Origin of the sequence: Microbacterium sp., from assembly GCF_052102115.1 — a bacterium.
Lineage (GTDB): Bacteria > Actinomycetota > Actinomycetes > Actinomycetales > Microbacteriaceae > Microbacterium.
This window is the reverse complement of the sequence record NZ_JBQDVP010000019.1, coordinates 1-26,225: the sequence shown is the minus strand read 5'-3', so window position 1 is coordinate 26,225 and position 26,225 is coordinate 1. Positions and strand designations below refer to the sequence as shown.

At 64.3% G+C, this 26,225-nt stretch carries 31 protein-coding genes and 1 pseudogene; 18 read left to right on the top strand and 14 right to left on the bottom strand.

The annotated features are described in order from the left end of the window. Positions 1-55: 55 nt before the first annotated feature. The 8 genes from ACTICP_RS08060 to ACTICP_RS08025 form a co-directional block, all read right to left on the bottom strand. Entirely contained in the window at positions 56-721 is a 666-nt protein-coding gene (locus tag ACTICP_RS08060) for a GntR family transcriptional regulator (RefSeq protein ID WP_441891191.1), read from the bottom strand. A 104-nt stretch (positions 722-825) separates the two neighbouring features. Beyond that, on the bottom strand, positions 826-1,713 hold the full coding sequence (locus tag ACTICP_RS08055) for an NAD(P)-dependent oxidoreductase (RefSeq protein ID WP_441891189.1): 888 nt from the start codon (positions 1,711-1,713) through the stop codon (positions 826-828). Beyond that, positions 1,703-2,104, bottom strand: a complete 402-nt coding sequence (locus tag ACTICP_RS08050) for a carboxymuconolactone decarboxylase family protein (protein WP_441891187.1) — start codon at positions 2,102-2,104, stop codon at positions 1,703-1,705. The genes ACTICP_RS08055 and ACTICP_RS08050 overlap by 11 nt, the downstream gene beginning before the upstream one ends. Beyond that, positions 2,101-2,511 (bottom strand): cupin domain-containing protein, encoded by a 411-nt coding sequence (locus tag ACTICP_RS08045; RefSeq protein WP_441891185.1) that lies wholly within the window; start codon positions 2,509-2,511, stop codon positions 2,101-2,103. The genes ACTICP_RS08050 and ACTICP_RS08045 overlap by 4 nt, the downstream gene beginning before the upstream one ends. Further along, positions 2,508-3,419 carry an NAD(P)-dependent oxidoreductase gene (locus tag ACTICP_RS08040; protein WP_441891183.1) on the bottom strand — a complete coding sequence of 304 codons (912 nt, stop codon included), beginning with the start codon at positions 3,417-3,419 and terminating at the stop codon, positions 2,508-2,510. The genes ACTICP_RS08045 and ACTICP_RS08040 overlap by 4 nt, the downstream gene beginning before the upstream one ends. Continuing rightward, positions 3,412-4,266 carry an SDR family NAD(P)-dependent oxidoreductase gene (locus tag ACTICP_RS08035; RefSeq protein ID WP_441891181.1) on the bottom strand — a complete coding sequence of 285 codons (855 nt, stop codon included), beginning with the start codon at positions 4,264-4,266 and terminating at the stop codon, positions 3,412-3,414. The genes ACTICP_RS08040 and ACTICP_RS08035 overlap by 8 nt, the downstream gene beginning before the upstream one ends. Then, positions 4,263-5,075, bottom strand: a complete 813-nt coding sequence (locus ACTICP_RS08030; protein ID WP_441891179.1) for an N-acyl homoserine lactonase family protein — start codon at positions 5,073-5,075, stop codon at positions 4,263-4,265. The genes ACTICP_RS08035 and ACTICP_RS08030 overlap by 4 nt, the downstream gene beginning before the upstream one ends. After that, positions 5,075-5,896, bottom strand: coding sequence for an N-acyl homoserine lactonase family protein (locus tag ACTICP_RS08025; RefSeq protein ID WP_441891177.1), 822 nt, complete (start codon positions 5,894-5,896; stop codon positions 5,075-5,077). The genes ACTICP_RS08030 and ACTICP_RS08025 overlap by 1 nt, the downstream gene beginning before the upstream one ends. A gap of 256 nt (positions 5,897-6,152) precedes the next feature. Between ACTICP_RS08025 and ACTICP_RS08020 the strand changes: the two genes are divergently transcribed. The 5 genes from ACTICP_RS08020 to ACTICP_RS08000 all read left to right on the top strand — a co-directional run bounded on the left by ACTICP_RS08020 (position 6,153) and on the right by ACTICP_RS08000 (position 11,585). Beyond that, positions 6,153-7,136, top strand: coding sequence for a sugar ABC transporter substrate-binding protein (locus ACTICP_RS08020; protein WP_441891175.1), 984 nt, complete (start codon positions 6,153-6,155; stop codon positions 7,134-7,136). 45 nt (positions 7,137-7,181) lie between these two features. Continuing rightward, on the top strand, positions 7,182-8,159 hold the full coding sequence (locus ACTICP_RS08015) for a sugar ABC transporter substrate-binding protein (RefSeq protein ID WP_441891173.1): 978 nt from the start codon (positions 7,182-7,184) through the stop codon (positions 8,157-8,159). 40 nt (positions 8,160-8,199) lie between these two features. Then, entirely contained in the window at positions 8,200-9,780 is a 1,581-nt protein-coding gene (locus ACTICP_RS08010; RefSeq protein ID WP_441891171.1) for a sugar ABC transporter ATP-binding protein, read from the top strand. Then, positions 9,777-10,793 carry an ABC transporter permease gene (locus ACTICP_RS08005; protein WP_441891169.1) on the top strand — a complete coding sequence of 339 codons (1,017 nt, stop codon included), beginning with the start codon at positions 9,777-9,779 and terminating at the stop codon, positions 10,791-10,793. Before ACTICP_RS08010 ends, ACTICP_RS08005 begins: the two co-directional genes overlap by 4 nt. Positions 10,794-10,856: 63 nt before the next feature. Beyond that, on the top strand, positions 10,857-11,585 hold the full coding sequence (locus tag ACTICP_RS08000; RefSeq protein ID WP_441891167.1) for an SDR family NAD(P)-dependent oxidoreductase: 729 nt from the start codon (positions 10,857-10,859) through the stop codon (positions 11,583-11,585). On the opposite strand, the gene ACTICP_RS07995 is transcribed toward ACTICP_RS08000, so the two are convergent. From ACTICP_RS07995 to ACTICP_RS07985, 3 genes and pseudogenes are all read right to left on the bottom strand, one after another. After that, a complete protein-coding gene (locus tag ACTICP_RS07995; protein WP_441891165.1) occupies positions 11,586-12,017 on the bottom strand; it encodes a type II toxin-antitoxin system VapC family toxin in 432 nt (143 codons plus the stop codon). Further along, a complete protein-coding gene (locus tag ACTICP_RS07990) occupies positions 12,014-12,250 on the bottom strand; it encodes a FitA-like ribbon-helix-helix domain-containing protein (RefSeq protein WP_441891163.1) in 237 nt (78 codons plus the stop codon). Before ACTICP_RS07990 ends, ACTICP_RS07995 begins: the two co-directional genes overlap by 4 nt. 114 nt (positions 12,251-12,364) lie before the next feature. Continuing rightward, positions 12,365-13,365 (bottom strand): annotated as a pseudogene (locus ACTICP_RS07985) (SDR family NAD(P)-dependent oxidoreductase). Between the two features lie 71 nt (positions 13,366-13,436). Between ACTICP_RS07985 and ACTICP_RS07980 the strand changes: the two are divergent. Next, positions 13,437-13,997 carry a TetR/AcrR family transcriptional regulator gene (locus ACTICP_RS07980; protein ID WP_441891161.1) on the top strand — a complete coding sequence of 187 codons (561 nt, stop codon included), beginning with the start codon at positions 13,437-13,439 and terminating at the stop codon, positions 13,995-13,997. Positions 13,998-14,117: 120 nt separating this feature from the next. Here the strand turns inward: ACTICP_RS07980 and ACTICP_RS07975 are convergent, their stop codons facing one another. Together ACTICP_RS07975 and ACTICP_RS07970 are read right to left on the bottom strand one after the other, a co-directional pair. Next, positions 14,118-14,942 (bottom strand): endonuclease, encoded by an 825-nt coding sequence (locus ACTICP_RS07975; protein WP_441891159.1) that lies wholly within the window; start codon positions 14,940-14,942, stop codon positions 14,118-14,120. Further along, positions 14,939-16,234, bottom strand: a complete 1,296-nt coding sequence (locus tag ACTICP_RS07970) for a DNA cytosine methyltransferase (RefSeq protein ID WP_441891157.1) — start codon at positions 16,232-16,234, stop codon at positions 14,939-14,941. The genes ACTICP_RS07975 and ACTICP_RS07970 overlap by 4 nt, the downstream gene beginning before the upstream one ends. Positions 16,235-16,312: 78 nt before the next feature. Here ACTICP_RS07970 and ACTICP_RS07965 point away from each other — a divergent pair, with 78 nt between their 5' ends. The 9 genes from ACTICP_RS07965 (at position 16,313) to ACTICP_RS07925 (ending at position 23,158) form a co-directional block, all read left to right on the top strand. Further along, entirely contained in the window at positions 16,313-16,750 is a 438-nt protein-coding gene (locus ACTICP_RS07965; protein ID WP_441891156.1) for a very short patch repair endonuclease, read from the top strand. A 257-nt stretch (positions 16,751-17,007) separates the two neighbouring features. Continuing rightward, a complete protein-coding gene (locus tag ACTICP_RS07960) occupies positions 17,008-17,646 on the top strand; it encodes a hypothetical protein (RefSeq protein WP_441891154.1) in 639 nt (212 codons plus the stop codon). Between the two features lie 9 nt (positions 17,647-17,655). Continuing rightward, positions 17,656-18,321: a nucleotidyl transferase AbiEii/AbiGii toxin family protein gene (locus tag ACTICP_RS07955; protein WP_441891249.1), complete on the top strand. Its 666-nt coding sequence runs from the start codon at positions 17,656-17,658 to the stop codon at positions 18,319-18,321. Between the two features lie 123 nt (positions 18,322-18,444). Continuing rightward, the gene (locus ACTICP_RS07950) at positions 18,445-19,233 is read left to right on the top strand and encodes a Rossmann-like and DUF2520 domain-containing protein (protein WP_441891152.1); all 789 of its coding nucleotides are present in this window, start codon (positions 18,445-18,447) and stop codon (positions 19,231-19,233) included. Next, a complete protein-coding gene (gene panC / locus ACTICP_RS07945) occupies positions 19,230-20,081 on the top strand; it encodes a pantoate--beta-alanine ligase (RefSeq protein ID WP_441891150.1) in 852 nt (283 codons plus the stop codon). The genes ACTICP_RS07950 and panC overlap by 4 nt, the downstream gene beginning before the upstream one ends. Continuing rightward, a complete protein-coding gene (gene panD, locus ACTICP_RS07940) occupies positions 20,081-20,491 on the top strand; it encodes an aspartate 1-decarboxylase (protein WP_441891148.1) in 411 nt (136 codons plus the stop codon). The genes panC and panD overlap by 1 nt, the downstream gene beginning before the upstream one ends. Further along, a complete protein-coding gene (gene panB, locus ACTICP_RS07935) occupies positions 20,488-21,357 on the top strand; it encodes a 3-methyl-2-oxobutanoate hydroxymethyltransferase (RefSeq protein ID WP_441891146.1) in 870 nt (289 codons plus the stop codon). Before panD ends, panB begins: the two co-directional genes overlap by 4 nt. A gap of 187 nt (positions 21,358-21,544) precedes the next feature. Then, positions 21,545-22,504: a PfkB family carbohydrate kinase gene (locus ACTICP_RS07930; protein ID WP_441891144.1), complete on the top strand. Its 960-nt coding sequence runs from the start codon at positions 21,545-21,547 to the stop codon at positions 22,502-22,504. 87 nt (positions 22,505-22,591) lie between these two features. Next, on the top strand, positions 22,592-23,158 hold the full coding sequence (locus tag ACTICP_RS07925) for a hypothetical protein (RefSeq protein WP_441891142.1): 567 nt from the start codon (positions 22,592-22,594) through the stop codon (positions 23,156-23,158). Between the two features lie 14 nt (positions 23,159-23,172). On the opposite strand, the gene ACTICP_RS07920 is transcribed toward ACTICP_RS07925, so the two are convergent. Continuing rightward, positions 23,173-23,463 carry a hypothetical protein gene (locus ACTICP_RS07920; RefSeq protein WP_441891140.1) on the bottom strand — a complete coding sequence of 97 codons (291 nt, stop codon included), beginning with the start codon at positions 23,461-23,463 and terminating at the stop codon, positions 23,173-23,175. A 509-nt stretch (positions 23,464-23,972) separates the two neighbouring features. On the opposite strand from ACTICP_RS07920, the gene ACTICP_RS07915 reads away from it, so the two are divergent. Genes ACTICP_RS07915 through ACTICP_RS07905 form a run of 3 tightly spaced genes read left to right on the top strand, consistent with a single transcriptional unit; the run spans position 23,973 to position 26,194 of the window. Then, on the top strand, positions 23,973-25,316 hold the full coding sequence (locus tag ACTICP_RS07915) for a DUF222 domain-containing protein (RefSeq protein WP_441891138.1): 1,344 nt from the start codon (positions 23,973-23,975) through the stop codon (positions 25,314-25,316). A gap of 57 nt (positions 25,317-25,373) precedes the next feature. Next, the gene (locus ACTICP_RS07910) at positions 25,374-25,832 is read left to right on the top strand and encodes a nucleotidyltransferase domain-containing protein (RefSeq protein WP_441891136.1); all 459 of its coding nucleotides are present in this window, start codon (positions 25,374-25,376) and stop codon (positions 25,830-25,832) included. Further along, on the top strand, positions 25,829-26,194 hold the full coding sequence (locus ACTICP_RS07905; RefSeq protein ID WP_441891134.1) for a HepT-like ribonuclease domain-containing protein: 366 nt from the start codon (positions 25,829-25,831) through the stop codon (positions 26,192-26,194). Before ACTICP_RS07910 ends, ACTICP_RS07905 begins: the two co-directional genes overlap by 4 nt. The last annotated feature ends 31 nt before the right edge of the window (positions 26,195-26,225 follow it).

The window sequence follows — 26,225 nt, the reverse complement described above, 5'->3', positions numbered from 1 at the left end:
TCCTATTGCGTTGATCGACGTCGATCTGAGGCGAAGACCGTATGGCCGGGTCGATTCAATCTGATTCTTCGGTTTCGCGAAGGTTGTGCAGCGCCGTCACTGATGCCTTGCGCACATGTTCCGCACACAGACGCGAGGCCTGTTCGGCGTCGCGATCTGCGATCGCGGCCACGACGGCGCGGAGTTCGCGGACGACCTCCAGCGAACGGCCGGCTTCGGAGAGAGAGGTGGCTCGAAGAACCTGAACTCTCGCCTGGATGCCCTCGAGCAGCTGCTGCAGCGCTGTGCTGCGTGCACCCGCTATGAGCACGTCGTAGAAGCGATCCTTCGCCTGCAAGATCTCGCGGATGTCGTGGGAGTTGTCCGAGACCTCCGCCAGCGCATCGATCGTGCCGCTGAGCTGATCGATCTCGTCGTCAGTCGCGCGCTCGACGAAGCGCTGAGTGACTAGCGACTCCAAGGCGGCTCGCACCTCGTACAGGTCGATGGCATCCGCGAGTGACGGCGCGCTCACGATGGCGCCGCGCTGCGGGATCACCGTGACGAGGCCTTCGCTAGTCAGTTCTCGCAGAGCTTCGCGGATCGTCGTGCGAGACACGCCCAGGCGCTCTATCAGCTCGCGCTCCACGAGGCGCTGTCCCGGCTTCAACTGGAAGTCGAGGATCGCCTGCCGGAGCGCGGCGATGACCTGCTCTCGGAGCGGTGCGGACACACGTCCCATCGGACTTACTGTCCACGACTCGGTGAGCGAGTTGGTCGGAGTCATCTCCCCTGCCCATCTGCAGATTGAACTACGGTCATACGATCGTCAATTCTAAGTCACTACTATTGTGGGGCTCCTCTCTGGCGGCCGACCCACTCGGCTATCTGTGTGTGGTCGGCTTCGGCATCCATATCATCGGCGGCTCGCGACCATACCTCGGCAGCGCTCTTGCTCAAGTCGCCAACGGATCCGACCTGCTTCTCGAGCTGCGTGGCGATGAGCATGTCTTTGAGCATCAGACGCAGACCGAAGCCGGAGTCGAACGTGCCGGGGATGACGAAGTTGGGAAACTTGTTCTCCGTCGATGCGCTGCGTCCGCTCGATCCATTGAATATCTCCAGCATCACCTGAGGGTCGAGGCCGAATCGCTCGCCGGCGGCTACAGCCTCAGCGGTGATCAGCAGATGGGTCGCGGATAGGAGATTGTTGAGGGCCTTCACCGCATGGCCTGCACCGATGTCACCCGCCCTGACGACCTGCCCCAGCGCAGCGAGGATGGGCGTCGCCTCGTCGACGATCGACGAGTCTCCGCCCACCATGATCGTGAGCCGTGCGGCAACCGCTCCGGTCACGCCACCGGAGACCGGAGCATCGACCATTCGGATGCCCCGTGCCTCCAGCTTGTCTGCGAGTTCTCTCGTGCGGATTGGTTCCGACGAGCTCATGTCGATCACGAGCGAGCCACTTCGGAGATGATCGATCACCTCGTCGACCACGCTGGTGACGATTCGGGAGCTCGGCAGCATGAGGATCATCGTCTCGACGCGATCGGCGAGCTCTGCTGCCGATGATGCTAAGACTGCCCCCGCTCCGAGCGCTCTCTGACGTGCCGCCGGCGCTGGGTCGTACGCCAAGACCGAGAAACCTGCGGCGGTCAGATTTGCGACCATCGGGACCCCCATGTTTCCGAGCCCGACGAAGCCGAGAGTTGGAGTGATGTCACCCGGCACGGCGCACCTCGTTCACGACGGTCTCGGCAACGCGGAAGGACTCGAGCGCGGCTGGCACGCCCACGTAGATAGCCGTCTGGAGCAGCACCGCCTGGATCTCCGACTCTGTGGCACCGTTGTTGAGCGCTCCTCGAACGTGCACGGCGAGCTCGTGGGACCGGTTCAGGGCAGTGAGCATTGCGACATTGACGAGGCTCCGCGTCTTTCGTGGAAGTTCATCGTTCGCCCACACACCGCCCCAGCAATACTCAGTGACCAACTCCTGGATAGGGCGCGAGAACTCACTCGTTGCACCGAGGGAAGTGTCCACGTGCGCTGCGCCGAGCACCTCCCGCCGCACGGCCAGACCCTCTTCGAAGGTCTCGTTGTGGGTTTTGCCTTGAACGGTCATGCGGGTGTCTCCTTCTCGAATCCCACGTCTGCGGTGTAGTCGTCGTCGCTGACCGGTTCCGCCCATTCGGTCGTACCCAGCGAGATGGCCGTGTGCGTCATGAAGGAGTCGGGTGCGGCGCCGTGCCAATGCGTCTCGCCCGGTGGAATCCACACGGTGTCTCCCTGATGAAGAACCTCGGTCGGAGCACCCTGGCTCTGGATGAGCCCTCGACCGGCGAGCACCTGCAGGATCTGACCGTGCTCGTGACGATGCCAGTGCGTGCGTGCGCCGGGCGTGAACACGACGTTGTTGATCGTGACGCCGTCGGTCGACGGCAGCGTCACGTACGGATAGGCGGTCCCGCTGAACTGCGACCCGGGCTTGCCCACAGTTCCGGCCTGCGAGGGAGGGGAGATGCGAATCATGAGGTGACCCCGTTCGGCTCTTCGTGCAGACGCACGCCACCGGAGATGTCCCCGATCGCGTCCACGACGGTGTTGCTGATTTCGTCCGCATACCCCAGAGCGCGAGCGAGACCGAAGCTTGCGATCGGCCCCGATGTGTTCAGCCCGGCCACGCCCAGCTCGGCGAGGAGCTCGGTGTAGAGCGTCACGTCCTTCAGCATGAGGGAGTTCGTCAGTCCGCCCTTGAGATAATCACCCCGGATGATCTTCGGAAACCGGTTCAGCGTCGCGAAGTTCACTCCTGAGCTCTCGTTGAGCACGTCCAATACGGTTTGCAGGTCGAGGCCGGACTTCTTCGCGGCGATCATGACCTCGGCGGTCGCGGATAGAGCGACGGCATTGAGGAAGTTGTTCAGGAGCTTCGTGACGTGTCCCGACCCGATCGCGCCGACGTGATGGACACCGGCCGCGATATGCGTGAAGACCGGTCGGACCTGGTTGAGGGCGTCGACCGATCCCCCGACCATCAGGGTGAGCTGGCCCTTCTCAGCCGCGGCGGCACCGCCGGAGATCCCGGCATCCAAATACTCGGCGCCCGCCTCCTTCAGATCGGCATGGATGCGTCGCGTCGAAGAAGGCGCTGACGTGCTCAGATCGACGATCACCTGGCCAGGTCGTGCGTGTGCCGCGAGACCGGACGCGCCGTAGACCACTGACTCCACGACCTTGCTGTCGGGTAGCGACAGCAAGACGACGTCGGCCGATCCCATGAGCGCTTCGATCGACGGCGCGGGCGAGGCGCCGGCACTTTTGACGTTCTCCGGTCGTGCGTCGAACCCGAGGACCGGCACCCCCGCATCGACGATGCATCGTGTCATCCTGCCGCCCATGTTGCCGAGCCCGACGAACCCGACTCTCTCCTCAGCCATTGATGTTCCTTTCCGCACGTTGGTAAAACACACGATCGTGCTCGGGAGCGCTCCATCCGCCGGCGCCACCGGAGGGACGGACGGTGTTGACCACCGTCGCACCACCGTCTGCGGACAGGATCTGTCCTGTCATGTAGGCGGAATCCTCGCTGAGCAGGAAGGCGGCGACAGCTGCGATCTCGGCGGCGGTACCTGCCCTGCGCAGTGGAGTCGTGGACGCCCGCTGCTGCATATCGTTTTTGCCTCCGGTCGTCCCCGCGGCATCCGCGAAGAGGTCGGTGGGTACGATCCCCGGGGCGACGGCGTTCACGCGGACGCCTAGAGGACCGCCGTACACAGCGGCGCCGTGCACGAGGCCGTTAACGGCGTGCTTCGACGTCTGATAGGCCAACAAATCTGCGCTGCCGGTGAGACCGGCGATCGACGCTGTCACCACGACGGCACCCGCCGTCCGCTGGAGCTCGTAGCGCCGGAATGCTGCGCGGAGCCCGAGGAACTGACCGACGACGTTGATCGCCATCACTCTTTGGAACTCATCGAGACTCAGATCGGGCAGCGCGGTGAAACTGCCGAAGACGCCTGCATTGAGATGATGCAGGTCGACGCGGTCGAAGTGTGACAAGGCCTCCGCGATGTAGTGATCGACTGCGGTCTCACTTGACACATCCGCTTCCACGCCGATCGATTCGGTTCCGAGGCTGCGCGCCGTCGCTTCAGCGCTATCGCCGTCCACGTCGACGGCGACCACGTGCGCACCTTCGGCGGCAAGCCGTTCGGCGGAAGCTCGGCCGAGGCCTCGTCCGGCGCCGGTGACGATCGCGACTTGGTCCGCGAACCTGCCGCTCATCGTGACACCGTTTCGATCGATCCCAGCGTGACGATGTCCGCGCGAGACGATGCGCCTATCGAACGCAGCCGGGCCAGTGCCTCGGGATCGTGCCCGGGGATCACGTGCTGCACCTCTCCGGACTCGAGCATCGAATGCACGCGGTCGAATCCTTCGTACATCTCGACCAGATCGGCAACAGAGCTGAACGGCATGTCGCGTTCGAGCTCTTCGAAGTAGTGGACAGCGTCGCTGGCCAGCAGCACAGTCCCGATCGATGTGGGCACCCGGATTACGGACTGGCCGGGGGTGTGACCACCTACGCGCGTGACTTCGACGCCAGGCGCCACTTCGATCCGGTCAGTGAAGGACTGCACCCTTCCTTCGTCGACGGCGGCGAAGAGCGTCTTTAGCTCGTCATCCTCGATCGAATGGTGAAACTGAGTCCGCCGCGCGTGAGGGCCTGACCAGAAGTCGAGCTCCGCCTGAGCGATGACAATATTCGAGCGATCGAAATGAGCGAGGTTGCCGATGTGGTCGTAGTGTCCATGAGTGACGACCACTTTCGGCGCGTCTTCAGGGCGGATGCCGAGCTCAGCGAAGAGCTCGGACGGCGGAGTGATGGTCGTCCGGCCACGATTCGCTCCGCCGGAGGAGGAGAAGCCGGTGTCCACGACGATCGTGTGGTCCTGATTCCGGATCACCCACACGAAGTAATCCATGCCGATGGTGTCGTCGGCTTCGTGATACAGCGCGTGGTTCAGGTAGACCTCGCTTCGACGCCCGATACGGGTGCCGTAGCGGGCGACAGTCACCTCGTACCGTGGCATCAGGCGAGGACCGTGGCGACCTCAGCCGCGGCACCCGGGGCAGTGGGAAACCTGTTCCGTACGCGCGCGTCATGACCAGGGATCACGGTCGCGCCGGTGGAGTCGGCGAGTCTGTTGATGAAGGTGAGACCGGCTCGCATCTCATCGAGGTCGGTGAAGGCAAAGAAGGGCCACTCGTTCTGCACCTGCTCGTAGAAGTGCGCTGCGTCCACGGTGAGCAGGAGGGTATCGGTCGGCGACGTGCGCACAAGCGTGAGCAGCTCGCCCGGGCAGTGACCGCCGACGGGGTACACGGTGATGCCGTCTGATACTTCAGTCTCGGCATCGACGAGACGCAGTCGACCATCCGCGGCTGCCTGCGCGATCACGTCCAGATCTTCAGCGGTTGTGAACTCACCATCGAGGGTTCCGGCCTCGCGCTTGGCAAACCAGTAGTCGTACTCCGCCCGTCCGGACACAACTGTCGCGTTCGTGAAGAGGCCGAGGTAGCCGATGTGGTCGTAGTGGAAGTGGCTGGTGATCACCATGTCGACGCTCGCGGGGTCGACACCCACATGCTCGAGACCCTCGGGGGTAGGCGTCACGCTGATCTCGCCGAGCCAGTCACGCTTCGAGATGTCGTAGCCGGTGTCGACGAGAATCGTTCGTTCGGCGTCACGGATCAGCCAGAAGTTGTAGTCCATATCCAGGTCGGCGTCTGAGAGACCATACTGGCTGAAGTCGTGGAAGACGTCGCTCATTCTGACGACGCGTTCGCCGTACTTGATCTGCCAGACGGAGAGTTCTCCGGAACTGGCGGCTGGCACTTCTGCTGAGGGCATTTCAAACTCCTTTGTTTGGCTCATCGGGCTTCTCGTCCGACTATATGATTGTCATACAAACACTGTCAAGGCGCATTCTTCTTCCCGGTCATCGCGAACATCTTTCTGCGCACTTAAAGGCATTTTCGCTATTTCGCCCTTGACATCCTCCCGGTGTTTCGCTCTAAACTGCCCGAAAGATTGTCATACGATCAGACGGTATGTCTGACTGTTGACAATCGCTCAATCAACCACAGACCAGACAAGGCACAGCGCAATGAAGCGATTGGCAATGGCGGCAGTGGCCGCCGCGGTGATGTTCGCACTCACCGCATGTTCACCCGGCGCGCAGCCGGATCCTTCGTCCTCGAGCGGCGACGGCGACAGCGACAGCGACAAGACACTGGGCATCGTCGCCTACATCGGGAACAACGCGATCAATCAGCAAGCGATCCGCGGTGCGACCGAGGTAGCCGAAGAAGCCGGCTGGACCGTCAACGTCACCGATACTCAGGGCAATGCCGACCAAGCGAACGCCGCGATCACGAGCTACGCGACTCAGGGGGTCGACGGAGTCCTGGTGCTGGTCTACGCGTCCACCGCGCTGGGTGCCGGCTTGGCGTCGGCCGATGCCGCCGGGGTGCCCGTCGCGATCTGGGGTGGCGGACTCGCGGACGGGATCATCGCGACGACGAGCAACGAGGCGGTAGGCGCTGCTTCGGCCGAAGCACTGGTCGAGGAAATGGGCGAAGAGGGTGATCTCCTTGCGCTCACCTTCCACCCGGGCAAGCTGTGCCTCGACCACCAGAATGAGTTCGATGCTGCCGTCGAGGCGGTGCCGGGTCTCGAGATCACTTACAACGAGGTCGTCGTCCCTGGCCAGCAGCAGTCCGCTGCGAACTTCACCACGACATGGCTCGCCAGCCATCCGGAGGGGCAGGGCAACTACGGCATCTGGACCTGCTGGGACGAGCCGATGGAAGGGATCGTTTCCGCGCTCGAACAGGCGGGGCGAACCGACGTCAAGACTTTCAGCACCAATGGCAGCGCGCCCGGAATCCTCGATGTGCGCGACGGGGCCGTCACGTCGGTGGTTTGGCAGCCGAGCGAGGACGAGGGGGCTGCTCTGATGCAGGCGATCCTCGACTACACCGAGAACCCTGAAGGCTGGGAGCAGCAGACCATCAAGATCGACGGAATCGTCGTCGATGCCTCCACAGTCGAGCAGTTCATCTCGGAGCATCCCGACTCCATCAATTGAGATCGGCTCATGACGAGCGATCAATCGCACAGAGAGGTGTGAGCAATGAAAACGAAACATATCCTGGCCGCCGCGCTCGCCGTGGGCGCCTTAGTTCTCTCAGGATGCGCGGCGGCGGAGGCCGATCCGAGCGACGACGGCGGGGGCGGCGAAGAGAAGACGCTCGGCATCGTCGCGCTGGTAGCAACCGACGCATTGAACGCGGCCGTAATCGAGGGGGCCACCGAAGCCGCCGAGGCTGAAGGCTGGAACGTCGTGGTCACCGACACGCAAGGATCGGCGGACAAGGCCAACTCCGCCATGACGGCCTTCTCCACCACGCAGAAAGTCGATGCCATACTCGTCTCCGCCTTCGCGAGTTCCTCGATCGGCGCCGGACTCCAGTCGGCGACTGCAGCCGGGATTCCCGTCGTGAGCTGGGGCGGTGAACTCATCGACGGAATCGTCGCGACGACGAGCGCGCAGAAGGTCGGAGAGGATTCCGTCAACGCCATGTTGGACGACTTCGGTGATACCGGTGAGGTGCTTGCGCTCACGTATCACACGGGGGTCCTCTGCCTGTATCGCGGTATCGCCTTCGACGCCGAGATGGAGGGGCACCCCGACATCGCGGTGACTGCGAACGAGGTGGCCATCCCCGGCCAGGTGGAAGACGGAACGGCGTTCACTGCGGCGTGGCTCGCAAGCCATCCCGCGGACGGCACGCCGTACGCCATCTGGGGGGCGTGGGACGAGCCAGGACTCGGTGCGATCGCCGCGATCAACCAGGCCGGGCGGGATGATGTCAAGGTCTACTCGATAAATGGCGCTCCAGGGGCGCTGCAGGCGGTGAAAGACGGAACGATGACGCAGATCATATGGCAGGACGGCTTCAAGGAAGGGCAGGAGCTCTTCCAGGCGGTCCTCGATTCGGAGGCCGCAGGCGACGAGTGGGAGCCGGTGACGATCGATGTCCCCGGGGTGCTCGTCGACTCGTCGACGATCGAGCAGTTCCTGACTGATCACCCGGACGCGCTGAGCTGAACGTCTGACGTGAGCGGATGCCGAATTTGAGAGGGTTGCGATGAGTCATGACGATGTGGCCTGGCTACGTGTGCGGGGCCTTTCGAAGCAGTTCGGAGGAGCCCATGCCTTACGCGATGTCGACATCGACATCCGTGCGGGCGAGGTGCACGGGCTGGTGGGAGCCAATGGCGCAGGAAAGTCTACGATGATCCGTTGCCTTGCTGGTCTGGTGAATCCGGATACTGGCACGGTCACCGTCACCGGGGAGGAGCTGTCGTTCTCCTCCCCGGTGGAGGCGGAACGAGCAGGGCTCGCCTTCATCCATCAGGAGCTCAACCTGGTGCCGCATTTCAGCGCAGCCGACAACATCATGCTGGGCGCGAAGGTGGAGAAGAGGCTCGGCTTGATCGATCGCCGCCGAACTCGAAAGATCGCGGAGGCGGCGGCGGCGAGAATCGGAATCGACTTCCCGCTGGACCGGAGGGCGAGCGAGCTGAGTGTGGCGCAGCAGTGGCTTGTCACGATCAGCAAGGCGCTGGTGCGCAACGCGGCAATGATTGCGATGGACGAACCGACGGCATCCCTCTCCGACCAGGAGAGCAGGGATCTGTTCCGCGTCATCCGCGATCTGGCAGCATCGGGCGTCGCCATCTTGTACGTCTCGCATCGGCTGGATGAGGTGCTGGATCTGTCGGACCGGATCACCGTGTTCCGCGACGGACGGGTCACCGGCACCACGTCGCGAGGCGAGCTCGATAAGCAAGGCCTGATCAGGGCGATCGTCGGCAGCGAGGTTGAGAAACCGTCACGGGAGCGTATTAGCGCGATAGACCGGTCGCAGCCGCCGCTGTTCGAGGCGCGACACGTTGCCGGAGGGCCGCGGGTTCACGATGTGTCGTTCTCTCTGTATCGGGGGGAAGTGCTCGGTATCGGCGGACTCGTCGGGGCCGGACGGTCAGAACTTACGAAGCTGGCACTCGGCGCGACGAAAGTGGAGAGCGGCGAGTTCCGCCTCGGACAGGAAGTCCTGGCGGGCGGTTCGATCCCGCGAGCGGTCGCCGACGGCATCGGGTTGGTTCCTGAGGAACGTCGTTCGGAGGGACTCGTGCTTGAGAAGTCAGTCGCATACAACATGAACATCGCCGTGCTGCGTCAGTTGCGAATGGTGCCGGGCCTGCCGTTCCTATCGTCGAGACGCTCACGCGCTCGCGCTGACGCAATGATCGAGAAGCTTCGCGTGAAGACGGCGTCGTCGAACGTACCCATCGGCAGTCTTTCTGGAGGCAACCAGCAGAAAGCGCTGATCGCGCGTTGGATGACCTCCGCGGTGCAGGTGCTGTTCCTCGACGAGCCCTCTCGAGGTGTGGATGTCGGCGCAAGACATGAGATCCACGAGGCCATCCGTGAGCTTGCTGCGAGCGGTATCGGAACGGTGGTGATCTCGTCCGACGTCGAAGAGCTGGACGTGCTTTGCGACCGCGTCGTCGTCATGTGCGAGGGCGTCGTGACGGGCGAGCTCGACGGCGATGAGATCTCCGAGGCCCGGATCATCGAGCTCAGCTATGCGCACACAACGCCGGAATCGCGTACGAAACCCGACGTTACGGCATCCCTCACACAGCAAGGAGCAACTTCATGAATGCAACGGTCGCGCAGCTCAAGCCGCCTGCAGAACCGGCCGTCGACCCGAAGCGGAGTGCACGTCGTGTGACGCTGCTTATCGTGTCGAGGTACGGCACACTGATCGGTCTGGCGTTGATGATCATCGCCTTTACGATTCGCGCCCCTACGACGTTCCTCACCCTGCCGAACTTCCTCAACATTCTGAACCAGTCGTCGTTGACGGCGATCATCGCTGCGGGGCTGACGATGGCGCTGGTCGTGGGTGAGTTCGATCTGTCGATCGGATACGTAGCGAGTTTCTCCGGCCTGCTGGTCGTCGGGTTCATCGCTAGAGATGGCGTGCCGGTGCTGCTCGCTGTGCCCCTGATCCTCCTCGTCGGCGGCGCCATCGGAACGACGAGCGGATTCCTCGTGACCAAGGTTCGGATCAACGCGGTGATCGCCACTCTGGGAATAGGAACGATCCTCGTAGGTGTCGGGTTCGCGTACAGCGCCTTCCCGATCGCTGCCGGTGTCCCCACGGAGTTCACCCAAATCGCACTCGGCCGCCTGCTTTTCGGCATCCCGAACCCGATCTTCATCATGCTCGTCGTGCTGGCGATTCTCTGGGTGGTGCTGAACAAGACTGAGCTCGGTATGAAGATGCAGGCCGTCGGCGGTAACACCGAAGCCGCCCGGCTTTCCGGCATACGCGTGGATCGCGTGAAGATCATCGCCTTCGCGACGGCCGGTGTCTGTGCAGCGATGACAGGAACACTGCTCTCGGCAACGCTGGGCAGTGGCACGCTCGCTGCGGCAGACGGTTACCTGCTTGATGCGTTCGCGGCGGTGTTCCTCGGGTCAGCGACGTTGCGCGACGGCGAGTTCCACATCCTCGGCACGCTGGTCGGCGTGCTGATCATCGCCGTGGGATTCAACGGTCTGAGCATCTTCGGCGCACCGACATGGTTCCAGCCGATCTTCAAAGGGGCGATCCTCGTGCTTGCGGTCGGGCTGTCGACACTCGCACGCCGCTACGCCAAGGAGTAGAGCAGGTCCGGTCGGTGACCGCCGGCTGGACCTGCTGTGAACCAAATCAACGAAAGGAAAGCAATGAGTCGTCTTGAAGGCAAGGTAGCCATCATCACCGGAGGGGCGCGCGGTCAGGGCCGCGCGATGGCGGAGCTCTTCGTCGCCGAAGGCGCCGTGGTCGTCGCGGCCGACGTGCTCGAGCCGGAGGACCCGAAGGGCTCGGGTGCCGGTATCGAGTTCGTGAAGCTCGACGTAACAAGGGAGACGGAGTGGGCGGAGATCGTCTCGGACACCGTGGCCCGTCATGGTCACCTCGACATCCTCGTTAACAACGCGGCCGTCATCACCTACGAGCCGATCCTGGAGACGACGAGTGAGATCTGGGATCGGATCCTCGATGTCGATCTGAAAGGGCTGTTCCTGGGTATGCGCGCGGCTCTGCCGCACCTTATCGAGAGCGGCAAAGGGGCGATTGTGAACGTCTCATCGATCTGGGGTCTCGCCGCTGTGCCAAGTGCTCATGCCTATCATGCAGCGAAGGGCGGAATCTTGAACATGACCAAGAACGTTGCCGCCGCGCACGGAGCTGATGGGGTTCGCGCGAACTCGCTGCACCCCGGCTACATTCTTTCGCCGATGAACGCCGATCAGGCGGAGGACATCAACGCAGCCCTCATCGCGGGCACGCTGCTGAAGCGACCAGGCGTTCCGCGGGAGACTGCTTACGCCGCACTGTTCCTCGCGAGTGACGAGGCGAGCTACATCACGGGTACGTCGCTGGTCGTGGATGGCGGATATTTGGCTCCTTAGTCACCAACTCCGCTCGTCCACGCTCCAGGGGTCGATCACTTCCACGTCGGTTCCGTGGAAGTCTTTGGTGTTCCTCGTCGCGAGGGTCGCCTGAGCCTGCTTGACGATCGCGGCGATCTGCGCATCGGCGATGCTGATCGGTCTTCCGGCGCGCGTGCGTTCGCCGACGATCGTGCCGTATTGCATTGCGGCAACGGCGGTGAAGGAGAGGATGCGCTCGTCGAACCCCTGCGTCACCTTCTGGAATCCGGATGCAAGTTGTGTACGGCGACGCCCGCTGGGGAGCATCGCGATGCCTGCAGCGATCTCAGCGACGGTGATCGACGTCGTCCAGATGTCACCGCGAGGGATGCTGTTGAGCCAGGCGAGCGCGGAAGGGGCGGGGTCTGGGCGCATGAACTCCGAGACGATGTTCGTGTCGAGAACGATCACGGTAGGTCGACCGACTCGGGAAAGTCGGTGCGGGGTGGGATGTCGGGAGCTCCGGCCCCGTTGAACGCCTCGGAGAGGAACGTGCCGAACCCGAGCTCTGCATCGTTAGACCGCGTTGCCGCGGTGAGGATCCCGCGCACCTCGGCCTCCATCGATCGGCCTTCGCGAGCAGCACGCACTTTGAGCGCGCGGATCACGTCGTCGTCGAGGCCGCGCACGGTAATCGTCGACATTGCTTCTCCTGACTGCGTTGCTGTCAATGCAGTCATAGTTTACGTCGAATGTGGAAACGTGTCGTCGTAACGCTGAGAAGAGGTGGGCGAAGCGCCGAGGCTGACCCAGGCCGCTTACTGCACCGACCACCCACCGTCGCTCGCGACGATCGCGCCGTTGATGTTCACGGCGTCGTCCGAAAGCAGGAAGGTGATCGAGGCGGCGAGCTGCTCGGCGGTCGCGACGGTCGGGATCGCCTGCTGGAACGGTGCGAGGCGCGCGGAGCCGGCTTCGGACATGTTCGGAGGCATTGGGATGCCGGTGGCCACGCCGCCCGGAGCGACGGAGTTCACGCGGATGCCCTTGGGGCCGTACATGAACGCCGCGGACTTCGTGACGCCGATGATGCCGTGCTTGCTGGCCGTGTAGGCGTTGCCGGATGCGTTGCCGCGCAGGCCTGCTTCGCTGGCGACGTTGAGGATCGCGCCGCGACCGGCGGCCTCCATGACCGGGAGGACCGCGCGCATGAGCTTGAAGGGCGCGGTGAGGTTGATGGCGATGACGCGGTCCCACACAGCATCCGTCGTTTCGCCGGCGGGCGAGAAGTCGTCGTTGATACCGGCGACGTTGGCGAGTCCGTCGACGCGGTCGCCGGCCGCGGCGAGCACGGCGTCGACGGCATCCTGCTGGGTGAGATCTCCGGCGACGACGGTGATGTCGGCATCCGGAAGTTCGGCCTGGAACGCGTCGAGTTTGTCGGCGGCGATGTCGGAGGCGATCACGCGCCCGCCTTCGCGGGCGATGCGGGATGCGGTGGCCTTGCCGATTCCGGATGCCGCGCCCGTGACGATCACGGTCTGCCGGCGAAGCGTCCGGCGCTGACCTGCTCGGTCCAGCCGGTGGCCCCGGTCTCTTCGGGGATCTCGCCGCCGTTCGCGGCGCGGACGAGATCGTCGACGACCGACTGCGGCAACTGGCCCTGACTGAGGGTGACGAGCTGCTGCAGGGGCAGGCCGAGAACCGGGGTGAGAGATTCGGGGTCTGCGCCCGACTGCGCGAGGAGCCCACGGACGAGGTCGCCGCCCGTGGGATCGTTCAGCCATTCGCCGATGGTGGAGTGTGCGGTCAGTGCCATGATTCCTCCTAAACCGTTTCGCAACGGTGCGTCTCGTTATGAATCAGTGTACGCCTCGATACGCTCGATGGATGCCTCGTCCTCGCAGTGAGCAAGCCCGGCAGTCCGTGCTGGCTGCGATGCGCGCCGCGCTGGCGTCGGACGGGTACGCGTCGGTGACGATCGAGGGGCTCGCGGCCGAGGCGGGGGTGTCGAAGCAGACGATCTACCGCTGGTGGTCATCGAAGGCGGCGATCCTGGGCGAGGCGCTGCTGGAGGGTTCGCTGCCGTCGCCTGACCTGCCGGTGACGGACGACCTGGCGGCCGATCTGCGCGCGTGGTTCTCGGCGATGTCGACCCAGGCCGGCGACGGTGCCAGCGTGGAGCTCGCGCGCGCGCTGATCGCGGTCACCGCGACGGATGCCGAGCTCGGCGCCGCGCTGAACAAGAGGCTCGCCGATCCGATCGTGGAGCAGATCGTCGCGCGGCTCGAGGTCGCGCGGTCTCGTGGGGACGTGCGGGCCGATCTGGATGCCGCGGCGGTCGCGGATCAGTTCATTGCGATGTCGTCGTACGCGGCGCTGTTGGGAAGGCCGATGGATGCGGCGCGGGCGGATGCTGTGGTTGAGGTGCTGATGCGGGGGATCGGGTAGAGAGGCTGAGTACCCGAAGGCTTGACACGACCACAGAGGGGGCGCCGCACGCCCCACCTCATTCGTACACATCGCGCCGCGTGAGTGTCCGTGTGGAGGCCAAGGGCACGGCGCTTCGGATCAGGAGTCCTCTGCGCCCGTGGCCAAGTCATAGTTGCGCAGGTCCGCCACGGTGATCTCGGAAGCAGGGACCAGGCGATAGTGGGCCTCGCGTCGAATGACCACGCGATCATCTTGCACGGTGAGGTCGAAGAGCGCGATCAGGCCGTCTCCTGCGAACTGTACCGAGATGTTTCGACAGAGCATATTCGGCCACTTCACCGCGCAGGCCGCCATGTCCTGCTCCACCTGCGTGATGCCGAGCCTGTCGGATCCGCCCTTGGCTTGGACCGGCAAGATGAACTGGCGCCCATGGCGATCAACTGCCGCGTAGATTTCGTCCACTTCGACCTGGCCGATGTCGGAAACCTTCGTCCGCAGATGATTCTGCAGAGAGTAGGAAGCTACGCCGAGAAAGATGTCAATCAGGCGGTTGTATCGCACTTTCGCGAGCAGAGCTTGCTCGTCGCTGAGCGCGGCGGCCGCGATGATCTCTGGCGTGGCGTCGGGGATCTTCGTCACGCTTAGGGCGGGGTTCGGCAGGATCGGAACTTGCGCGGGGATAGCGTCGAACCGGTACTTGCCGTCACCGGCACCGCGGATGATCCACTCCATTCCCGGCGGAGCTTTGGCATTGATCGCTGCGGGCATGTCCTTCCTGAAGCGATAGGTATACGGGATGTCGCCCAGATTCTTTACGCGTTGTAGGAGCAGCGCTTCCGCCCCGCTGTCGAGGTCATCTCGTACCCAGTCGACGCGCCTGTCGCCGGGGAGATAGCGCTGCTCGAAGACCCAGCGCAGGATCCGCTCATATCTAGGCGCCTGTTTGGGGTTGGGCACGGTCACCCCACCTTGCGGTCGCGCTGAGGGATCACGCGCTCCTTGAGGCCGAAATACTCATGCGCCTGACCTGCCGTCATGTACAGAAGATCCGTCGAGTCGAGCTTGACGGGCTTGCCCTTCGTGGGCGTGACTCCGTCCGCCTTGAGGAGGGCCGCAGCCACCGCACGACCGAGACGCGCGGGCACCGAGTTGCCGATCTCCCGGAAACCGTTCCACTTCGTGACGTGGAACCGGAACCAGTCCGGGTATCCATGTAGGCGCGCAGCTTCCCGAACGGTGATGACGCGCGGGTGCATCGGGTGTATCGGCCGGGGGGCGGTATAGGCGCCACGATCTGAAGCAGTGCCTGCTCGCAGTGTGTTACAGAGCCCCTCTGGGTGCAGGCGCAGAAACCGGCTGACCTTCTCCGTCGTCCCGGGTTGGGCCCTATGGAAGCGGTCGATTGACTTCTTCGTGTGGACGGTGCGGGCCGACGACGTCAGCTCATCTGCGAGTCGCGGGCGAGGGCGCGAATAGTCAGCCGCATCCTTCTTTGAGCCGCGTAGCTGGGCCGCGTACTCGCTCGGCCTGCCGTAGGTGACGTGGCTGACATTGTCGTCGTGGAGCAACTCCTCGAAGCTGTCGGCATCAGGAAGATCGCTGAGAGCATCCAGTACGCTCGGTCCCAAGGGAAGCTTCGGAGCCATTGGGACGAGTCCGCCGATGGTCCGAGGTGTGTGGGTCGGGGTCGGGTAGTTCGGCAGCGGGACGTCGGTGCGTGCACCGAGAACGATCACTCGCCGCCGCGACTGCGGCGTTCCGTACTCCGCCGCCTGTAGTACGTTGATCGGCATCACCACGCGATAGGCGTCGTCTGCCTCGACCATTTCGACGACTTCGTCGATGAGTTGGCGGTGATTGCCGACCATCAGGCCTGCGACGTTCTCCATCAAGAAGTAACGTGGACGCAGCTCGAGGACGACGCGCACGAACTCTTTGAGAAGCGCGTTACGTGGGTCGTCGATGGCACGACGACCGATCATGGAGATTCCCTGGCATGGCGGCCCGCCTGCGACCAGATGGATCTCGCGATCACCGATCTCCGACTCCTTGCGGATCTGTTTGCCCGTGATTTTCGAGACATCGGTTGCGAAGGTCTTTCCATAGGGAAAGTTGAACTCGTGCACCGCAGCATGGATCGGGTCGTACTCGACCGCCGCGGCAACTTCGTATCCCGCCTGCTCGAGGCCGAGCGAAAGCCCTCCGGCCCCGGCGAAGAGATCAACTGCGAGAGGACGGCGAACATCGATCGACATGGAGACAACTATAGCGACCGCCAGGGAACTGTTCCGGCAGGCGCGCCCGAAGATCGGTGCCGGCTTATCCTTGAGTGCATGAGCGCGTCATGGGCAACGAACGCGACGACGCGCAAGGTGATGCAGGGCAACCGTGGGCGCGACACCAAACCAGAGTTGGCAGTACGCCGGCTGGTGCACGGCCGCGGCCTTCGTTACCGCGTCAATGCCCGCGTGGAGCCCGACCTTCGGCGAACAGCTGACCTCCTCTTCACTCGCGCTCGCGTTGCGGTGTTCATTGACGGGTGCTACTGGCACGGCTGCCCTGACCACTGCACGATGCCGAAGGTGAACGTCGCATACTGGAACACGAAGATCGCCGGGAACCGTCGCCGAGATATTGAGACGACCTCACGGCTGACGGACCGTGGATGGACGGTACTCCGGTTCTGGTCCCACGAGGTGCCCGGCTCAGTGGTTAGTCGGATTGAGGAAGTCGTGCGAGACGCATGGCTCACTGGTTCTATGGTGTCGTAGGTCCGTGACTCGAGGTGCAAGCGTCATCCGGGTCCGAGACGCTCCTCGCCTGTCGGACGAAAGCTCGCCGGTGGTGCCGTCAGCGGAGGTTTGTCGGCCGCATGTGTGCATGCATACTGTCTGGGCGCTGCAAACGAGACAACCCAACCATCGCAACAGAAGCTGCTACCTCATTCACAAATAAAGTTGTAAACTGAAGCACAAGAAAAGCTGTGATTGACGAAAGGCGGTGTGCAGTCATGAAGAGGAACGAGCTGGTGTGGCGAGAACTCGTAGATGCTGCCGTCGAGCGCGATCAACGCCGTTGGGACAACATCGAAGACCTCGCCTTCCGCGCTGGCGTCGCGGCCACAACCGCCGCGTACGCGTTGCGACGCCAGATCGAGATCGGTGCCGTGCGCCAGCATCACGCGGGCTTCACATTGGTCAACCCGCAGAAGGCGCTTACGTCACTGGGTGCAGCACGGAGCGTCATATCGGATGCGTTCGCTGTGGTTACCCTCGCACCAACTGACCTGGCAGATCTAGGGGCTTCAACGAACGAGAAAGGTTTCATCGCGGGCGGGGCAGAGGCGGCGATCGATCTGCTCGGCGGCACGAACACGGTATCGGACTACTCGGAGCACCTGGTCTACCTGCGCGACGAAGATGTGGCCGACATGGTCAAGGACCGGTTGGCCGCGATGAACGCGAAACACCATACGGGTTACGGGCGAGATCGAGGCAACGTCACTTTTTTGCTCGCGGACAAGCGCGCCGCACGCACGTGGCGGCGATACACCTCATTCGCGCAGACGTACGCTGATCTTTTCGCGACGCCAGGGTGGCAGGCTTCGGAGTTTCGGCTGGCGCTGGAGGCCAAATTCCTCGGTAGACGAGACTGGGATCAGGAGTAACTGATGGTCATGTTGACGCAGGACGAGCTCGGTCGCGTTCAAGGTCTGCTTGACCATCTCGGGTACGACCTCGAGCCATCGATCTTGATCGGTGGCTGGGCGACCCAGATGCGGGTCGGCGGTGACGTCAGTCGAGACATCGATCTCATCATCATGGACCCTGGTTTGCGGCAAAAGCTGCGTGATCTGCTGCCTGACTACAGCGAGAACTCCATACATAGCGGAGGGCGCAAAGGGCGAGGGACGAAAGACGGAGTGCATGTTGACGCGTACATTCCGTGGGAGTCCGCGCTCGGGACCAAGCTTCAGCTCAAAGTGGAGAAGCTTATCGACCACACCGAAGCTGCGCCGATGAAAGGCTGGCGGCTGCTGAACATTCACGCGCACACAGCGACGAAGTTCGCGGCGATCCTCGACAGACCAGATTCTGAGAAGGGTGAGAAAGACGCGCGGGAGATCGACAGATTGCTGGCCGCTGGGGCCGGAATGACGGAGACCATCTCCGTGCTGATAGAAGCCACCGGTGGTGATCACGCTCTGATCCCGGGGTTTGTCGAGCGAGTGTTCGGCTTGGTGCCCACGCTGGCGCGCGCGAACAAGCAGCGACGTCGTGAGCTCGCGACGCTCCGTCGCGAATGGGTTGACGAAGCGGAGTACCAGCTCGGCGGCCCATGACGGCGCGGGAGCATAATGCAAAGCCTGTTCATCCAGACGCAGATCAATAGCACAGCAAAGTGGGCGTTGTACCGAGCACTTTGATCCCGGATTTGGACCGATCCTGCTCACAGGCGGATACTCGTGGCATCTGAGCCCACCGATCTCAACCCTGAATCCACGATGAATCCATTCCCTGCGTTCGCGCCCGAATCGACCATCGCCATCATCGGCGCCGGCCGTCTCGGCGGCGTGCTCGCGAATGCGCTCCGAACCACAGGGTTCACCGTCTACGGCCCGCTCCACCGCAGCGAGCAGATCCCCCGGGCAGACATCGCGCTCCTCTGCGTCCCCGACGCCGCGATCCCCGAAGCCGCCATCGCCGCCCGCCCACGCGCCGGTCGGATCGGACACGTCTCCGGCGCGACCCCACTCGATGACGTCGACTTCAGCATCCACCCGCTGCAGACCTTCACCGGCACCGAGTCGCCCGACGTCTTCCACGGCATCGGGGCCGCCATCGCCTGCCGCACGCCAGCTGACAGGAGCATCGCCGAAGACCTCGCCCGAAGACTCGGCGCACGCCCCTTCGAGGTCGACGACTCCCACCGCGCGGGCTACCACGCAGCAGCATCCTTCGCCTCGAACTTCGTCCTCACCGTGCTTGGCGCGGCGGAGCAGCTCGCAGCATCCGCCGGCATCCCCGCTGACGAAACGCGCGACCTACTCGCCCCGCTCCTCCGCCGCACCGTCGACAACTGGCAGCGCCGGGGCGCGGAAGCATCCCTCACCGGCCCGATCGCCCGCGGCGACGAAGCGACCGTTGCTCGCCAGCGCGCCGCGATCGACGACGCCGACCCCGAGGTCACGCCGCTCTTCGACGAACTCGCCGCCTCCACCCGGGCCATCGCCCGCCAGAAGGCGGCGGTATGAGAACTCTCCGCACGATCCCCGAGGTGCGCGCCGCCGTCCGCGAAGCGCGAGCGAAGAACCAGACGGTCGGCCTCGTCCCCACCATGGGCGCCTTCCACGACGGACACCTCTCGCTGATGCGCGAAGCACGCCGGCAGAACGACCTCGTCGTCGTCTCGCTCTTCGTCAACCCGACCCAGTTCGGCGCGAACGAAGACCTGAGCAGCTACCCGCGCGATGAGCAGCACGACGCCGCGCGCGCAGAACAGGCAGGCGTCGACATCCTCTTCGCCCCGGAAGCATCCGAGATCTATCCCGACGGCTTCGCTACCAGCATCCACGTTTCCGGCGTCACCGAGATGCTCGACGGCGCGACCCGCGGACCGCACCACTTCGACGGCGTCGCGACCGTCGTCGCCAAACTGTTCGGCATCGTGCGCCCCGACGTCGCGTACTTCGGGCAGAAGGATGCGCAGCAGATCGCCGTCGTCCGCCGCCTCGTGCGCGACCTCGACCTCGACGTGCGCATCGAAGCGTGCCCGATCGTGCGCGAACCCGACGGACTCGCCATGAGCTCGCGCAACGTCTACCTCTCACCGGAACCCCGCGCGCAGGCGACCGCCCTCAACCGGGCCCTCGACGCGGCGGCCGTCGTGCACGCGTCGGGGGAGCGAGACGGAGAGCGGATGCTGGATGCCGCCCGCCGCGTCCTCACGGACGCCGGCATCACCCCCGAGTACCTCGAACTCCGCGACGCTCTCACGCTGCAGCCCGTCACGAGCGTCGAAGCCGACGCGCTTCTCGCCGTCGCCGCCCGCGTCGGAGCCGCCCGACTGATCGACAACCACATCCTGAAACGGAGCGCCTGATGAACCGCACCATGCTGAAGTCGAAGATCCATCGCGCCACCATCACCGGCAGTGACCTCAACTACGTCGGTTCGATCACCATCGACCCCGACCTGCTCGAGGTCGCCGACATCCTCGCGCACGAACAGGTGCACGTTGTCGACGTGAACAACGGCGCGCGATTCGAGACCTACACGATCGCCGGTGAGCGCGGATCCGGCGTCATCCAGGTCAACGGCGCCGCCGCCCGCCTCGTGCACTCCGGCGACACGATCATCGTCATCTCCTACGCCGAGTACTCGCGCGAAGACCTCGAGACCTACGAACCCGTCGTCGTGCACGTCGACCGTTCGAACGCGATCATCCAGGTTGACGACGTCGTAGACCGGCTGCTGACGGAGGCATCTTCTTCGGTAGGTGCAGGCGCATGAGCGTGCACGCGGCGCCGCGCAAACGGGTCACCCTGGGTGCGCTGGCCGCGAAGAAGGATGCTGGTGAGCCGATCGTCATGGTCACCGCATACGACCACCCCGGCGCGCAGATCGTCGAGGCCGCGGGCGTCGACGTCGTGCTCGTCGGCGACTCGGGCGCGATGACGGTGCTCGGCTACGACAGCACCGTGCCGGTCACCGTCGACGAGATGCTCATGCTCACCAAAGCGGTGCGGCGGGGGCTGACCGCGCCGCTGCTCGTCGGCGATCTGCCGTTCGGTTCGTACGAAGCATCCGATGGGCAGGCGATCGCGACCGCGCAGCGCTTCATCAAAGAAGCCGACTGCGACCTCGTGAAGATCGAGCGCGGCGGCACTTCGGTCGAGCGTGCGCGCGCACTCGTCGCCGCCGGCATCCCGGTCGTCGGCCACGTCGGTCTCACCCCGCAGACCGCCACCGCCCTGGGCGGTTATCGCGCACAGGGCCGCACCGCCGAAGCCGCGCGTGCGGTGATCGACGACGCGCTGGCACTGCAGGATGCCGGGTGCTCACTGCTCGTCGTCGAAGCCGTGCCGTCCGAGGTGACGCAGGCACTGGTGCCGCTGCTCGACATCCCCGTGATCGGGATCGGCGCCGGGCCGGATGCCGACGGCCAGGTGCTCGTCTTCCACGACCTGCTCGGGCTCTACGACGGGGGAGCGGCGAAGTTCGTCAAGCGCTACGCACACCTGCGGACGGATGCTGTCGCCGGCGTCGCCGCGTACGCCGAAGAGGTTCGGTCGGGGGTGTATCCCGCGCCGGAGCACTCGTACTCGATGCCGGCGGAAGAGGCGGCGCAGTTGCGGGAGATGACCGCTGCGCGGTGACCGGTCGATGCTCTGGCACCGACGACCTTGGTGGGCACGGCCGAGGTTATGCGGCTTCTCCCGCGGTCATCGACTCATAATGTGACTCTATGCCCACTTGACGAACATTTGGGGTCCGCAAATGTTCGTTTAGCGCGATGACCCATCCTCGACCGGGCCCGGCGAGCACGGTGGATAGGCTGACCGCATGCGCACCTCCGCACCACGAGTGATCCACACCGGGCAGGCGTTGGTCGACTTGACGGTGGAGATCCCCCACCTGCCCGCGCGCGGGCAGAACGTCATGGCAGGTTCCGTCGCCCAGTACGCCGGGGGCGCGGTCACGGTGCTGCTCGCCGCGGCCCGGCTCGGGGCGCAGTGCGTGCATGCCGGGGCGCTCGGCACCGGACCGAACGGTGATCTGATCCGGGCGGCGCTCGTGGCCGACGAGATCGCCGTATCCGCTCCGCCGGTCGCGGCAGAGGACACCGGCGTGTGCATCGTGATGGTCGAACCGACCGCTGAGCGCACTTTCGTCACGACTCTCGGTGCCGAACGCGACATCACGGTCGACTCACTGGCAACAGCCGACGTGCAGCCCGGCGACCTCGTGTGCGTCACCGGCTACACGCTCGCGGTCGAGCAGACGCGTCAGCCGCTGCTGGAGTGGTTGGTGTCCCTTCCGGAGGAAGCCGTCGTCGTCCTCGATCCCGGCGCGGCCTTCGCCGCACTGCCGGCCGAGGTCCGCGACACGATGCTCCGGCACACGGACGTCTGGACCAGCAATGCCGAAGAAGCGAGCGATCTGCTGTCGGCGCGCTCGATTCCGGTCGAAGCATCCGACCGTGAGATCGTGGCGCAAGCACACGCCCTCGCACCCCTGATGCGCAGCGAAGCCATCACCATCGTCCGCGACGGCGCGGAAGGCTGCGCGGTGCACGCGGCAGGCGATACGACCTACGTGCCTGGGTTTCCGCAGACGCCCGTCGACACCAATGGCGCCGGCGACACGCATACGGGTGCGCTGCTGGCGGGCATCGCCGACGGCGCGACGTGGGTGGATGCCTGCCGCCGGGCCAACGCCTCGGCTGCGATCAAAGTCACCCGCCGCGGACCGACGACGGCGCCGACCACGGCCGAGGTCGAGGAGTTCCTTCGCGGGAAGTGAGGCCTCCGCGCTGGGGTCACGTAGTTGCCTTGCCTCGCGCGGCGGCACTGTCGTACCTCATCTGTACAGTCGTCGCCGGAGGGGGCTATGGCGAAACAGAAGCAGAAGCGCGCGCAGCCGCGTGTGACGAAGGAGACTAAGCCGTACCGTGCGGGGATCGTCGTGGTGCACGTCGTCGGCAATCAGAAGCAGGGAGCGACTATCGAGCATGTCGCCGAACGTATTGATGTCACGTTGAGCCAGATCGGCCTGTATGCAGAATCCGCCGATGTTCCCGCGCAGCTGCGCGATGCGTCAACGACGCACGCCGACGAGCACTCGGACAGGACCGGTGGGCCGAATCTGCGCGCCAGCGCAAGTGAACCTGGTGCCAAGCAGATCGTTTTGGGCGGCCCGCGTGCGGTGTTGATTGCCGAGGCGCACTGGTCCGACATAGTCCGCGATCATCGAGAGAAGGGCTGGCGACCCGCGATATCGCGGGTCCGGTTCATCGCGGCTGTGCTCCCATATCTGCTTTCCGCAGCACTGGCTCCCCGCACGCACGAGATGAAGAAGCTTGCAGCGAGATCGACACCGGAGCGCTCACTCAAACGGAGCATGCTCGACTCTGAGATCGATGAGATAGTCGATCCCGGCGAAGAGAAGAACTCGTGATCCGTGTGCCGTATTCACCCGATTGAGTACGCGACGCCGAAACCTGCTTCAGCTACTCGACGCGTGAAGTCACGCGCCTTGATGAGGTTCTCGATGGCGTGCGGCTCGCGATCGCCGAAGCGACATCCGACTTCAGACAGCTCGGCACCTCCGACGACGTCATCGAGATCGTCGGCGATGAACTGTACTTCGGCGATATCCAAGACGCGTCGATGCGCCACCCAGCCCCACGACGTGTGCGTCACGGCACCCTCGACGAGGGCATACGACGGACGGGCCGGGGACGTCTCAGTCTCGCCGAGCATCCATTGAAGCTCTGGATAGCACTTGTCCAGGTCCAGTGTCGGCTCATCACCGGGCTCCCAATGCTCCCAAGCATCGGCCCCATCGAAGCACGCGCGTGGGCACTGTCGAGACTGATCGATCTGACGTGGTGAGACTGGATGAGCAAAGTATCGGATTCCCATGTGTCCACCGTGCCGCGTTGCGTGTCTCGCGTGAGAGGCGAGAGGCGCGATTGGTGCACAACTCGTCAACTGCCGGTTCTGTGGAGAGCGGGCTGATCGTCTCGGCGGCACCTAGGGCATCTGCCCCACCGCATAGCCGCTGAGTGGATGTGGATGAGCGGATGTGGTGCGCTCGGCAAGTGCGAGGAGCCGATGCTGGACCTTACGGGAGCAGTTCGGCATTAGCGCAAAGATACGAATGTCGATCTCCCCGTTGGCACGTCTGCGTGCAGACGAAATCGGGTCAATCTCGATCTCGTTCGAATTAATGTTCGACAAACAGTGCATCACTGCGGTATTGTTGAGTCATGTCAAAGCTAATCGGTCTGCACGAGGCGCTCTCTCGCCTCCATGACGTGTGGGCGGATGCTGATGACTCGAACAATCTTTCTAGAGAACAGCTCATCGCGGCGACGGATGCGATCGGGGTGCTACAGCGTCGGTTGGATGCTGTGCACGTGGGCGTCGCCGCCGGGGTTGCGAGTGAATCGCGTACAGAGTTGGGCAGCGATTCCCTGGCGAAGCAACACGGGTTTCGCACGCCGGCGAAGCTGATCGCGGCGTCCATCGGTGTGTCTACAGGTGATGCCGTCCGTCTGATCAAGGTGGGCGAGGCGACGGCGGCGCGCACAGATCTGCTCGGTGCCCGGCTGCCGTCGAAGTATCCGCTCGTGGGTGAGGCTTTGGAGGCTGGATCTCTCAGCGCGCAGGCATCGGCGTTGATTGTCGCGGTGCTGGAGCGGTGTCGTATCGCCGCCGGTCCCGCGCGGACGGCGGAGGGTGAGCGGCTTCTGGTCGACGCTGCGCCGGGGCTCGCGCTCGACGAACTCCGCCGGCTCGTCGTGCGGATCGAAGCGTGGCTGGATCCCGATGGTATCGAGCCGCGAGAGGACGAGCAGCGGAGCAAGCGGTCGCTGACGTTCTTCGAGCGCGATGGACAGGTGCACCTGAACGGGAACTTCGACGTTGAAACCGCTGCACCGATCGTCGCCGCGCTTCGCGGGTACGTGAGTGCCGCATTCGCGGCGCGTAAGGCCACCCCCGATCCGGATGCTCCGGATGCCGACCACCGCACGGTGCCGATGCTGCAGGCCGACGCGCTCGCCCTGTTCTGCGCGCACGCGCTCGGATGCAAGAGCGAGAAGCTTCCCCTCGCAGGAGCCACGGTCATCGTCCGGATGCACGTCGACGATCTGGATTCCACCACAGGAACCGCCACGATCGATGGTATCGACCAGCCGATCAGCGCAGCCGCAGCCCGACGGATGGCCGCGGACGGCGGCGTGATCCCCTGCGTTCTCGGCGGGGACAGCGAGATTCTTGACTGGGGTCGGAAGAAGCGCTTCTTCACCAAGGCGCAACGCCTCGCTCTTGCTGAGCGCGACGGCGGATGTGCCATGTGCAACCTTCCCCCCGAGATGGCCAGGGTGCACCACATGCGATGGTGGAAACGTCATCACGGACGGACCGATCTCTCCAACGGAATACTGCTGTGCGAGAGCTGTCACCATCGCATCCACGACAACGGATGGGACATCCATATCGACGGTGCCGGTGTGAATGCACGAGTGTGGTTCATTCCGCCTGCGCACGTCGACCCTGCTCGCACCCCCAGGCTCGGCGGCCGCGCACGCTTCGATATCGCGGCCTGACCCGCCGACCCGTCGACCGAGGTAAACCTGTACATATTCATGTACAGGAGGCTGGTGATGGAAGTCATCTCGGTGGCTGATGCACGCGCCGGGTTGTCGCAGCTCATCGCAGGGCTGCGCAACGATCCTTCCGCGGCGCCCGTCACCATCGGGTCGCACCGCAAGCCTGAGGTCGTTCTGCTCTCCATCGCTGGGTACCAGCGGATCGCAGCTCAGACCTCAGCGCGGGTCTCGATGGAGCATCTCCGTCACCTCAAACCCGTGATCGAGCGCCTTGCGCACGCGGCGCACCTCGATGATGTGCGCGTCTATGGATCAGTGGCTCGAGGCGACCAGCACGCCGATAGCGATCTCGACCTTCTGGTGACTCCTGCCGACGAGGCCACTCTCTTCGATATCGCACAGTTCGAGATGGACATGGAGGTGCTCATCGGCGTACCCGTGACTGCGATCTCCGTCGCCTCTCTCGACAAGCGGCGTGATGCGGCCCTCCTGGACGAGGCGATGTCATTGTGAACGCCGACGAGCGAGTCCCTCGCTGGCTCGATGACCTCGGCACCACGCTTGAAACGGCTGCCGAACTGGTGGCCCGCGGGCGCGATGTCTTCGACGCGGACCCTGCCGTGCCCCTGGCGCTCGAAGCACTGTCGAATCGCGCCGGCAATCTCGCGAAGCGCCTTCTCGCAGCCGATGCGGAACGCTTCGGCGACCCGATCTGGCGGCAGGCCGCTCGCCAGCGCGACTTCGTCGTGCACCACTACGCCCGTGTCGATGCCGACCTGCTGTGGCGGACGGTCAGCGGAAGCTTCCCGAGCCTCGCCGACGCCGTTCGTGCCGAACGCGAGCGCCCTAGCTGTGATGTCCAGGCAGGTTGTTGAGTCTGCTGATGGGCGGGCCTCCGACGGCGGA

What these genes read in the sequence shown, in the direction of transcription:
- ACTICP_RS07965 (WP_441891156.1), top strand. Translation starts at nt 16,313, where the DNA reads ATGAGCGCGTCATGGGCAACGAACGCGACGACGCGCAAGGTGATGCAG.
- ACTICP_RS08050 (WP_441891187.1), bottom strand. Translation starts at nt 2,104, where the DNA reads ATGACCGTTCAAGGCAAAACCCACAACGAGACCTTCGAAGAGGGTCTG.
- ACTICP_RS08010 (WP_441891171.1), top strand. Translation starts at nt 8,200, where the DNA reads ATGAGTCATGACGATGTGGCCTGGCTACGTGTGCGGGGCCTTTCGAAG.
- ACTICP_RS08030 (WP_441891179.1), bottom strand. Translation starts at nt 5,075, where the DNA reads ATGCCACGGTACGAGGTGACTGTCGCCCGCTACGGCACCCGTATCGGG.
- ACTICP_RS08000 (WP_441891167.1), top strand. Translation starts at nt 10,857, where the DNA reads ATGAGTCGTCTTGAAGGCAAGGTAGCCATCATCACCGGAGGGGCGCGC.
- ACTICP_RS07930 (WP_441891144.1), top strand. Translation starts at nt 21,545, where the DNA reads ATGCGCACCTCCGCACCACGAGTGATCCACACCGGGCAGGCGTTGGTC.
- panD (WP_441891148.1), top strand. Translation starts at nt 20,081, where the DNA reads ATGAACCGCACCATGCTGAAGTCGAAGATCCATCGCGCCACCATCACC.
- ACTICP_RS08015 (WP_441891173.1), top strand. Translation starts at nt 7,182, where the DNA reads ATGAAAACGAAACATATCCTGGCCGCCGCGCTCGCCGTGGGCGCCTTA.
- ACTICP_RS07955 (WP_441891249.1), top strand. Translation starts at nt 17,656, where the DNA reads ATGTTGACGCAGGACGAGCTCGGTCGCGTTCAAGGTCTGCTTGACCAT.
- panC (WP_441891150.1), top strand. Translation starts at nt 19,230, where the DNA reads ATGAGAACTCTCCGCACGATCCCCGAGGTGCGCGCCGCCGTCCGCGAA.
- ACTICP_RS07970 (WP_441891157.1), bottom strand. Translation starts at nt 16,234, where the DNA reads ATGTCGATCGATGTTCGCCGTCCTCTCGCAGTTGATCTCTTCGCCGGG.
- ACTICP_RS08045 (WP_441891185.1), bottom strand. Translation starts at nt 2,511, where the DNA reads ATGATTCGCATCTCCCCTCCCTCGCAGGCCGGAACTGTGGGCAAGCCC.
- ACTICP_RS07915 (WP_441891138.1), top strand. Translation starts at nt 23,973, where the DNA reads ATGTCAAAGCTAATCGGTCTGCACGAGGCGCTCTCTCGCCTCCATGAC.
- ACTICP_RS08025 (WP_441891177.1), bottom strand. Translation starts at nt 5,896, where the DNA reads ATGCCCTCAGCAGAAGTGCCAGCCGCCAGTTCCGGAGAACTCTCCGTC.
- ACTICP_RS08020 (WP_441891175.1), top strand. Translation starts at nt 6,153, where the DNA reads ATGAAGCGATTGGCAATGGCGGCAGTGGCCGCCGCGGTGATGTTCGCA.
- ACTICP_RS07910 (WP_441891136.1), top strand. Translation starts at nt 25,374, where the DNA reads ATGGAAGTCATCTCGGTGGCTGATGCACGCGCCGGGTTGTCGCAGCTC.
- ACTICP_RS08060 (WP_441891191.1), bottom strand. Translation starts at nt 721, where the DNA reads ATGGGACGTGTGTCCGCACCGCTCCGAGAGCAGGTCATCGCCGCGCTC.
- panB (WP_441891146.1), top strand. Translation starts at nt 20,488, where the DNA reads ATGAGCGTGCACGCGGCGCCGCGCAAACGGGTCACCCTGGGTGCGCTG.
- ACTICP_RS08005 (WP_441891169.1), top strand. Translation starts at nt 9,777, where the DNA reads ATGAATGCAACGGTCGCGCAGCTCAAGCCGCCTGCAGAACCGGCCGTC.
- ACTICP_RS08035 (WP_441891181.1), bottom strand. Translation starts at nt 4,266, where the DNA reads ATGAGCGGCAGGTTCGCGGACCAAGTCGCGATCGTCACCGGCGCCGGA.
- ACTICP_RS07920 (WP_441891140.1), bottom strand. Translation starts at nt 23,463, where the DNA reads ATGCTCGGCGAGACTGAGACGTCCCCGGCCCGTCCGTCGTATGCCCTC.
- ACTICP_RS07980 (WP_441891161.1), top strand. Translation starts at nt 13,437, where the DNA reads ATGCCTCGTCCTCGCAGTGAGCAAGCCCGGCAGTCCGTGCTGGCTGCG.
- ACTICP_RS08040 (WP_441891183.1), bottom strand. Translation starts at nt 3,419, where the DNA reads ATGGCTGAGGAGAGAGTCGGGTTCGTCGGGCTCGGCAACATGGGCGGC.
- ACTICP_RS07925 (WP_441891142.1), top strand. Translation starts at nt 22,592, where the DNA reads ATGGCGAAACAGAAGCAGAAGCGCGCGCAGCCGCGTGTGACGAAGGAG.
- ACTICP_RS07990 (WP_441891163.1), bottom strand. Translation starts at nt 12,250, where the DNA reads ATGTCGACGATTACCGTGCGCGGCCTCGACGACGACGTGATCCGCGCG.